The 9,219-nt window shown below is 68.4% G+C and carries 6 protein-coding genes; all 6 read left to right on the top strand.

Features of this window, described 5'->3' with window-relative positions; genetic code table 11:
- Window positions 1-209: 209 nt before the first annotated feature.
- The 6 genes from LZ199_RS31880 to LZ199_RS31855 are packed head-to-tail and all read left to right on the top strand — an operon-like array spanning window position 210 to window position 9,205.
- Entirely contained in the window at window positions 210-1,469 is a 1,260-nt protein-coding gene (locus tag LZ199_RS31880; RefSeq protein ID WP_253997526.1) for an endonuclease domain-containing protein, read from the top strand.
- Window positions 1,456-2,460: a hypothetical protein gene (locus LZ199_RS31875; protein WP_253997525.1), complete on the top strand. Its 1,005-nt coding sequence runs from the start codon at window positions 1,456-1,458 to the stop codon at window positions 2,458-2,460. Before LZ199_RS31880 ends, LZ199_RS31875 begins: the two co-directional genes overlap by 14 nt.
- Window positions 2,461-2,481: 21 nt before the next feature.
- A complete protein-coding gene (locus LZ199_RS31870; protein WP_253997524.1) occupies window positions 2,482-6,300 on the top strand; it encodes a helicase HerA-like domain-containing protein in 3,819 nt (1,272 codons plus the stop codon).
- A gap of 45 nt (window positions 6,301-6,345) precedes the next feature.
- Window positions 6,346-7,791 (top strand): anthranilate synthase component I family protein, encoded by a 1,446-nt coding sequence (locus LZ199_RS31865; protein ID WP_253997523.1) that lies wholly within the window; start codon window positions 6,346-6,348, stop codon window positions 7,789-7,791.
- Window positions 7,788-8,357, top strand: a complete 570-nt coding sequence (locus tag LZ199_RS31860) for an anthranilate synthase component II (protein ID WP_253997522.1) — start codon at window positions 7,788-7,790, stop codon at window positions 8,355-8,357. Before LZ199_RS31865 ends, LZ199_RS31860 begins: the two co-directional genes overlap by 4 nt.
- Window positions 8,358-8,380: 23 nt before the next feature.
- Window positions 8,381-9,205, top strand: coding sequence for an aminotransferase class IV (locus LZ199_RS31855; protein WP_253997521.1), 825 nt, complete (start codon window positions 8,381-8,383; stop codon window positions 9,203-9,205).
- Window positions 9,206-9,219 lie beyond the last annotated feature (14 nt).

The following is a 9,219-nucleotide window of genomic DNA, read 5'->3' as shown; positions in this document are numbered from 1 at the left end:
CCCAGGTTCGACGTCGCCTTCAGCACCTGCTGCTGCGCCGCATCGGCCATTGCCCGCTGTGCCTCCGCAGACTCGGAGCTCGCGCTCCTCCTCTCGGGCCGTCCCGCATCTGATCAAGTAGTACTAGGGGCCAGCTTGCCAGCACAGCGCCAAGAGGAGCAGGCTTCCATCCCAGTACGACGGGTCCTTCTCATCTGACCCGTGGGGGAATGGGCTTGCTGTCACCGGCGGACACCGCACTCCTGGACTCGCTGGACCGGCATGCCCGGCGGCGTGCGGAGGGCATCCCCACGCTGAGTGTCCTGGTCGGCCCCCAGGAACGCGCCCTCCTCCTCTGGGATGAATGGCTTCACCGCAGCGGATTGAAGGCCACGTCCTCGGCCAGCGAAGACCTTCGCACCACCGTCTCCACCTGGGCCTCCGCCCTCGCCTCCGAGCGCAATCTCTCTCGTGACGCGGAGAGCTACGTCGTCCTCTCCCAGCGCGCCTTCTCCCCTCGCGAGCTGCACTTCGATGGCAAGACGCCCCACGAGCGTCACGTCCTCTTCGAGCGACTGGAGCCATCCCACTCCGAGCCCGCTACCTGGGCCTTGTGCCGACAGCTCCTCGTAGCCCCCTCGCCCGCCGAGCCCGGAGCACTCCCCTCCGAGGTTCGTGAAGCCATCACTCGCGACCCGCTCCGCCTCCTCCACGCGCTCCTCTGCCTCATCCCCGAGGGCCGTGCTCCCGCCCTCCAGCTCCGCGTCTCCCCTTCCGACCCGCGCAGCCTGCGCACAGCGACCGCCCTCTGTACCGCGGCCCCCATGCTTCACATCGCATGCATGCTGCCTCCCGAGTCGCTCGGCGAGCCACGGAGCCGCAAGGAGTCTCATGCCCTCGCCATGCTGCGTGAGGGCCTGCTCGAACTCCCCGACCCCAGCAGCGTCTCCGCTCCGCCCGTCACGCCCCTCGCCCCTCCCACTCCGTTGACGCATCCCCCGGAGAAGGCTCCCTCCGCGTCGCCGCCCGCACAGGACGCCAAAGCCGAGCCCCTCCTCGAACGCTTCCGCGAGAGTGCACGGGCCGTCCGCGTCGCTCGACAGAAGGACGAAGCCCGCGCCCGCAGCAAGGCCGAGCGCTTCCTCTACAACAAGATTCTCCAGGTCCACCCGGCCACCCGGGGCCTCTTCGCCCTCAATGCCACCGTGGACCTCGGCGACGGCAGTCGGCCCCTGGAAGTGGACTTCCTTTGCCGTGAGCTTCGGCTCGCCGTGGAGATCGACGGATACCACCACTTCCTCGACCCCGAGCGCTTTCGCCGCGACAGACGCAAGGACCTCGCGCTCCAGCGCGCCGGCTTCTGGGTGGCCCGCTTCCTCGAAGAGGACGTGGTGCCCCGGTACGAAGACATTCTCAAGACCATCGAAACGCTGATGGACGCCCGACGGCAGGAAGCCGCCGCGCAAAGGACAACGCATGGACAGCGCTGACAACCGGTTGGCGGGACTCGCTCTCGCCTGGCTCGCTCCCCGTCCCCACCGCACCGGCACCCGAGCGGAACTCGACAAGGCCCTGCGCCCCTTCGTGGAACACCGCTTCAGCCGCGCCGAGTGGAAGGCCCACCTCGACTCCGTGCTGGAACTCCTGCTGCAAGAACAGCTCGTTTCAAAGAAGAACAAGTCGGGTCTGGAGCTCACCAGCGCGGGCCTCACTCAGGTCCTCCAGTTCCTGCGCCTCGAACAGCTCCCCAAGGGCCTGACCTGGAAGAAGCTCAAGGCCACCTACCTGCTCGCCAACAGCCTGGAACTGACGCCCTCCAAGGCCGTACTGGCTCGACTCGCCGACGCGGACGGCGTGCGCGCCGCGGTGCTCGGCCGCCAGTACCCCACCGTGAGCGCGGGAGACCCGTCCCTCCCCCAGCTCCGAGACCGGCTCCTCTGGCGACAGCTCGGCGTCGACACCGAGCGCCCCTTCTCCCTCGCCGCCGTGCAGGCGCACCTCCTTGGCAAGCTGCTCGGCACCGAGGTGAAGGACCCTCGTAAAGCCGTGGAGCAGCTCACGGCCCGCGTCGCCGGAGCCACGCGCGCCGACGCGGAGGCCGTGCGCCTCACACTCCTGCGCAAGTGGTTCCTCCCGGAGCAGCCCGCTGTTCCCACCATCGTGTCCACCGCGCCGACGACCCGCGACGCGGAGCCCTCGCCCCCGCGCAAGGAGGACTTCGCCACCCGCGTCCTCTCCGTGGCTCGAGCCCTGCCCACCGGGCGCTTCGGCCGCGACAAGGTGTTCATCTCCCACGTGTGGAAGGCCCTCCAGCCCGAGTGGCCCCACCGCGAGGCCTTCGACGCCGCGCTGCTCGAAGCCAACCGCACCCAGCGCCTGTCGCTGACTCGCGCCGACCTCGTCTCGGCCATGAACCCCACGGACGTCGCCGAGTCCGAGGTGCGCTCCTACGGCGCCAGCTTCCACTTCGTCGTCGTCTGATTCGTCCTTCCAGGAGCGCGCATGTCCAGCGACCCTCGACTCAAGGTCTTCCTCTCCGACAGCGGAGAGGTCTTCAGCGGCGTCCAACAGGGCCAGTACCTCTGGCAGCCCGACCCGTTCGACGTGGAGACGCTCAACGCACCCGCGCGCCGCGCCTTCAAGCGCCTGCTGGACCGCGCGACGACCACGTCCCCTCCCGACTCGGGCAAAATCCTGCTCCTGCTCGGCGAGTCCGGCAGCGGCAAGACGCACCTGGTGCGCGCCTTCCGCAACCACGCGCACGGACAGAAGCGCGGCTTCACCGGCTACATGCCGATGACCGTGGATGCCGCGCACTACGACCGCTACATCCTCTCCAGCCTCATCGACTCATTGGACCACCACCCCTACGACGTGGCCCACGGCGACGACAGTGGTGTGATGCACCTGTCCAACACGCTGATGAGCCAGTGCACCAGTCTCTTCGCGCCGCTCATCGAACATGAGCAGAAGATTTTGGATGACGATGAACTGCACGGTACCGTCCGCGCCGTCGCGGACGAACTCCTGGCGGATCCGCGCTTCCGGAACGTGGAGGTGGACCTGCTGCGCGCGCTCATCTACTTCCAGCGCAGGGACCCCCGCATCAACCGCCGACTCTTCAACTGGTTGCGCTGCGAGGAGATATCGGCCGAGGACCGCAAGGTCATCGGCGAGCTCGTTCCCCGCACGTCGGACGACGGACCTGCTCGAATGGTCGAGCAACTGAGCCGGCTCATGGGTGCGCTGGGGCACGCGCTACTGCTGTGCGTGGACCAGATCGAGGACATCAGTGACTTCGACCAGCGCCCGCAGATGGAGAACGCGTTCCGCCGGGCGATGAACACCCTGGCCGCCGTCGCGGGCAAGGTCCCCCGGGCTGTCGTGGTCATCTGCTGCCTCTCCGACTACTGGGCGAAGATGCAGCCCCTGCTGACGCGCGCCATGGTCGACCGCATCGAAAACGACCCGGAGCCCGTGACGCTGGAGCGCACCGTCACCGCGAGCACCGCGCGGGACATCGCGGCACGAAGGCTTCGCTATCTCTACGAGCAACGAGGCGTGGCCTTCGACCCCAACACGCCCACCTACCCCATCCCTCCCGAAGGCTTCGAAGCCCTGGGTGGACAGCGCGCTCGCGACGTCTTGAACGCGTGCCGTCGGTATCGCGAGCGTGCCATCGAGCTGCAGCGTCTCCCAGACGCCTTCCCGCTCCCTCCCTCCGGGGGCACGAGCGGTATCACCACGAAGGACTCCACGACAGTTCCGGCAAGCATCGACATGGACCAGTCGTGGACCGCTTTCCGCGCCGCCTACAAGGAAAAGCTCCCAGAGGACGCGTCCGACGTGACGGCGCTGCTTGCATGGGCCATCGAGATGGGGAGCGAGGAGCTGAACGGCTCGCCCCGCTTCCTGGTGAAGACTCGCAATGGTGATGACTTGCTGGACGTCGGCGTCCACCCGTCTGGCAACAAGCTCATCCTCGCGCTGTGTGAACGCAAGTCGTCGGGCGGTGGCCTGGGGCGCCAGATGGCGGAGGCACTCAAGCTCGCGGCAGGCAAGACTCCGGTGCTGGTGCGGACCTCCGAGTTCCCGGCCACGAAGGGGACCCTGGTGGAAGAGCAACTGGGGCATCTCTTCCGCCAGGGTGGGCGGCGCGTGGTCCTGGGGGACAGCGACCTGAGGGACCTGGCGGCCCTGCGAGACTTCCGCGCGCAGCACGTGGGACAGGCGGCCCTCGCGGAGTGGAGCCGCACCGCGCGGCCCGTCACGCGACTGAAGTCCATGGGCGACATCCTCGGACTGGAGCGGCTCGGGCTCCCGCCTCCGCCCGCGGGGCCCGCGCGTCCCAAGACAGATGGCGAGCCCGCGAGCCGCGTCACGAAGAGCGCTGAGGTCCCTGCCCCTGCCCCGCCACCCCGCGCCAGGACGGAGAACGGCTTCATCCCCAGGCAGGCCGGGTTCTTCGATAGCGCGGTGACTTCACCCTTCGGGGAACCGCTTCGCGACACAGCGAGCGAAGCCCCCTCGCAGCCCGCCCGTTCGGGAGTCTCCCGTGCGCCCACGGACGCGCGCCCCCAGGAAAAAGCTTCATCGAGTCCAGCCAGTGCGCCCACCGCACCGCGCACCTCGGACAAGGCTTCATCGGGTTCAGCCAGTAGCTCCACGGCACCGCGTCCCCCGAGCCAGCCGCCCGTCTCCGTGGATGACGCCGAGAGCGCCACACAGAACATGAAGGCGGTGGGTGAGCTGTTGACGGGGCACGAGAGCCGACCCGCCGCGCAGCCATCCGGCCCTCCTGTTCCCGGGGGGCTCACGCGGAAGCCTCGCCCCACTCCCGCATCAGGCACGCCGGTGGCTCGGGTCACTCCTCCGGCAGGTACTCCGGTGGCGCGGGTCACTCCTCCATCCGGCACTCCGGTAGCTCGGGGCACTCCCGCCTCCGGTACCTCAGCGCCTCGCGTCACTTCCGCGTCAGGAATGCCGGGCTCTCACGCAGCCGCCCCCCCGGCTCCTCGCGAGGTGCTCACGGGCCCGTTGGGGATAGGCGCCTCTGAAGGGCTCCTCACGCAGCCCATCTCCATCGACCCTTCGGAGCTGACACGGCACAGCGCGTTCCTGGGTGGCTCGGGCAGCGGCAAGACGACGCTCGCGCTCAACATCCTGGAGCAGCTCCTGCTGCGCGGCATCCCCGTCATCCTCATCGACAGGAAGGGCGACCTCGCCACCTACGCCCGCCCCGAGTCCTGGGACGAGCCGCTGGAAGACGCCGTGCTCAAGGAGCGGCGCCGGCTGCTGCGCGAGCGCGTGGACGTGGCGCTCTATACGCCGGGGCGCTCGGACGGCAGACCCCTGGCCATTCCCATCGTCCCTCACGGCATGGAGACCTTGCCCGCCGAAGAGCGGGAGCAGGGCGTCCAGCAAGCAGCGGATGCCATCGCCGGGATGCTCGACTATCGCACCAGCCCCAATGACAAGGCCGCGAAGGCCCTGCTCGCCCAGGCGCTCCGCCTGCTGATGAGCCAGTCCTTCGGCAAGGAAGTCACCCTGGAGCTCATCCAGCAGTTCGTCACCTCGCAGGACCCCGCGCTCCTGGAGGCCACGGATGGGATCAACCCGAAGATCTTCGCGAAGCTCTCGCAGGACCTCAGCGTGTTGCGCATCAACCTGCGCTCACTGCTGACCTCGGGGGGCGAGCGGCTCGACTTGGACGAACTGCTCGGACGTGGCGTGCACGGCATCCCCGGGCGCACGCGACTGAGCATCATCAGCACGAAGTTCCTCGGCGACAATCCGCGCGTCCTCTTCTGGGTGTCCCAGCTCCTGCTGGAGACCCACCGCTGGGCCAGTCAGCACCCCTCGCCCCAGCTTCAGGCCGTGCTCCTCTTCGACGAGGCGGACCTGTACCTGCCCGCGACGAGCAAGCCCGCGACCAAGGAGCCCATGGAGAGCCTGCTCAAGCGAGCGCGCTCGGCGGGTGTCGGCATCATGCTCGCCACGCAGAGCCCCGGAGACCTGGACTACAAGTGCCGGGAGAACGTGCGCACCTGGTGCGTGGGGCGGGTGAAGGAAGACAACGCCATCCGGAAGGTGAAACCCATGTTCGCCGAGGCCCGCGTGGATGCCGAAGCCAAGCTCCCCGGGCAGAAGCCAGGACAGTTCCATGTGCTGCGCGAAGGCAAGGTGCAGCAACTCAAGGCCGACCGCTCCGTCATGCGCACCGACCAGCTCTCCGAGGACGAGATTCTCCGGTTCGCTCGCCAGACACGGGAGCAACACTCGCCCCCCACCAGTCCGGCCAGGCCCACTGGGACGAACTGAAGTCCCGAGAAGGACCCGCGACTTCCTGCTAGGAAGCGCCCCGGAATGAGTACCCGGCCGCTTCCACCTCCGCTGGACCGAGCGCGCTTCGATGCGCTCGTGGCCCAGGGCTTCAATCAAGTCCCCGTGGTCCGACGGTTGGAGCCGGGCGCCCTGCGTCCCGTGGACCTGCTGCGCGCCCTCCCCCCCGGACATCGGTTCCTCCTGGAGAGCACCCGCGTCAGCGAGGAAGGGCGCTACTCCTTCCTGGGCTCGCAGCCGTTCCTCCGCTTCTCCGCCAAGGGAGACCAGGGCTTCATCAACGACGCACTCCAGGCAGGCCCTCCGCTGGACATCCTCCGCGCTCTGTTCAAGCGGTGGCGCGGCGTGCGGCTGCCGGGGCTGCCCCTCTTCGTCGGCGGCGCGGTGGGCTTCTTCGCCTACGAGGCCAATCACTACTTCGAGAAGCTCCCGCGACATCCGCACGATGACCTGAAGGTGCCGGACATCGCCCTGTCCTTCGTGGACACCTTCCTCGCGGTGGACCACCTCGAAGGACACCTGCTCGCCATCGCCACGGGCTCCGACTGGGAGGACTGTTCACGACGACTGGATGCGCTCGAAGCCCACGTGCTTCGCGCCGTCCCCACGGTGCCTCCGTCACCACCGAGCACCTCCACCGTGGAGCCCCGCTCCAACTTCACGCAGCAGGGTTATCTGGACGCGGTGGAGCGCGTGCGCGAGTACATCCGCGCTGGAGACACGTATCAGGTCAACCTCTCCCAGCGCCTGGAGGTCGACTTCCCAGGCGAACCGCTCGCGCTCTACGAGACGCTCTCCGCCACGAACCCCGTCCACTTCGCCAGCTACCTCGAAGGCGACGGCTTCCACATCGTGAGCGCTTCGCCGGAGCGACTGGTCCGCGTGGAGCAGGGCCGCGCCATCACCCGCCCCATCGCCGGCACCCGTCGCAGAGGCACGCCCGAGGAGGACGCCCGCTTCGTCCACGAGCTGCGCACCAACGAGAAGGAGCTCGCCGAGCACGCGATGCTCGTGGACCTGGAGCGCAACGATTTGGGACGCGTCTGCGCGTACGGCTCCGTCGAAGTCACGAAGCTGATGGAAATCGTCGAGTACGCCCATGTCCTCCACATCGAGTCCGAGGTGACAGGGCAGCTCGCTCCGGGCATCGAGCCGCTCGACGTGGTGGGCGCGCTTTTTCCTGGTGGAACGATTACCGGCGTGCCGAAGATTCGCACCATGCAGCTCATCACGGAGCTGGAGCCTCACGCGCGGGGCCTCTACACCGGCTCGCTCGGCTATGTGTCCTTTACCGGTGACCTGGACCTGAACATCGTCATCCGCACGCTGCTCGTGAAGGACGGCAAAGCCTACGCACAGGTGGGTGGCGGCATCGTCCACGACTCGCAGCCGCGCCAGGAGTACAAGGAGACGCTCAACAAGGCGCGCTCACAGCTCCTCGCCCTCTCCGCGAGCGGAGGCGCGCGATGATTCTCCTCATCGACAACTTCGACTCGTTCACCTTCAACCTCGTCCAGGCGCTCGGGGCCCAGGGCGCACGCGTGAAGGTGGTTCGCAACGACGCCCTCACCGTGGCCGACATCGAAGCACTCCAGCCCGAGCGCATCGTCATCTCTCCCGGCCCTGGCACGCCCGAGGACGCGGGCATCTCGCTGGACGTCATCCGCGCCTTTGGCGGACGCGTGCCCCTGCTCGGCGTGTGTCTGGGACACCAGTGCCTGGGGCAGGTGTTCGGCGCGAAGGTGGTGCGCGCGCCCGTGCCCGTCCACGGCAAGACGGCGGAAGTCGAGCACGCGGAGCAGGGCGTCTTTCACGGGCTGCCCAGGCCCTTCACGGCTGCGCGCTATCACTCGCTCGTAGTGGAGCGAGAAGGACTCCCGGACTGCCTGGAGGTGACGGCCTGGCACGAAGGGCTCATCATGGGCATGCGTCACCGGGAGCTGCCTGGGCTGGAGGGCGTGCAGTTCCATCCCGAGTCGTTCCTCACGACGCACGGTCCCCGGTTGCTCGCCAACTTCCTTGCAGCTCGGCGCTGAAGCACGAGACGGAGCCCGCACGCATGTTCTCCACGGTGGCGGTGAATGGTGAGGTGCGGCGCTGGGAAGACCTCCCCCTGCACGACTTCGCCCAGGGCTTCTTCTTCGGCGCGGGCTTCTTCACCACCTTCCGAATCGACGACGGAGTTCCCCTCTTCCTCGCGCGGCACCTGCGACGGCTCACCGAGAGCCTCGCCGCATTTCCCGAGGCCGTCCGCGCGCCGCCGTCCGAGCTGCTCCACCCCGACGCCGTGAGGGAGTCCCTTCGTCGCTGCGTTGAATCCACCTCCGCGCTCGGCCCGCGCTTCACGGGCATCGGCAAGCTCACCGCGAGCGATGGTCGGCTCCTGCTCACCTTCCGGCCTCCCGCGCCGGACGCGGAGCGACTCCAGCGTGAGGGGCGCGCCGTGGACACAGTGGAGGCCGGCGCCTACCGACACGGTGAGCCCCTGCCGAACCACAAGGGCCTGTCGTACTTCCGCCAGTTCTCGCTCATGCAGCACTCCCCTGTGCTGGCCAATGACGTGGGACACGCGTGCGAGCTGCCCACCGCGAACCTCTTCGTGCTCCTGGACGGCGCGCTCGTCACACCGCCGCTGGATGCGCCGTGCCTGCCGGGCATCATCCGCGCGGTGCTCCTGGACTCGGGCCACATCGACGACATGCCCGTGCGCGAAGACGTCATTCCACTGACGCGGCTCCCTGAGGCGCGGGCGTGTGTCTTCACCAACTCCGCGGTGCTGGCCACGGGTGTGCCGAAGCTGCTCGGCCGCGCACTGCCCGACAGCCTGTCACTGGCGGCGCGAATCCGGCAGCACGTCCTGGCCATGGCGTCGCGCGAGGGTTGAGGCAGACTGGGCGG

This window comes from Myxococcus qinghaiensis, from assembly GCF_024198215.1.
In the GTDB taxonomy this organism is placed as follows: domain Bacteria; phylum Myxococcota; class Myxococcia; order Myxococcales; family Myxococcaceae; genus Myxococcus; species Myxococcus qinghaiensis.
Note: the sequence above shows the minus strand (reverse complement) of the source record. Positions and strands in the feature narration are given on the sequence as shown.

What these genes read in the sequence shown, in the direction of transcription:
- LZ199_RS31880 (WP_253997526.1), top strand. Translation starts at nt 210, where the DNA reads ATGGGCTTGCTGTCACCGGCGGACACCGCACTCCTGGACTCGCTGGAC.
- LZ199_RS31875 (WP_253997525.1), top strand. Translation starts at nt 1,456, where the DNA reads ATGGACAGCGCTGACAACCGGTTGGCGGGACTCGCTCTCGCCTGGCTC.
- LZ199_RS31870 (WP_253997524.1), top strand. Translation starts at nt 2,482, where the DNA reads ATGTCCAGCGACCCTCGACTCAAGGTCTTCCTCTCCGACAGCGGAGAG.
- LZ199_RS31865 (WP_253997523.1), top strand. Translation starts at nt 6,346, where the DNA reads ATGAGTACCCGGCCGCTTCCACCTCCGCTGGACCGAGCGCGCTTCGAT.
- LZ199_RS31860 (WP_253997522.1), top strand. Translation starts at nt 7,788, where the DNA reads ATGATTCTCCTCATCGACAACTTCGACTCGTTCACCTTCAACCTCGTC.
- LZ199_RS31855 (WP_253997521.1), top strand. Translation starts at nt 8,381, where the DNA reads ATGTTCTCCACGGTGGCGGTGAATGGTGAGGTGCGGCGCTGGGAAGAC.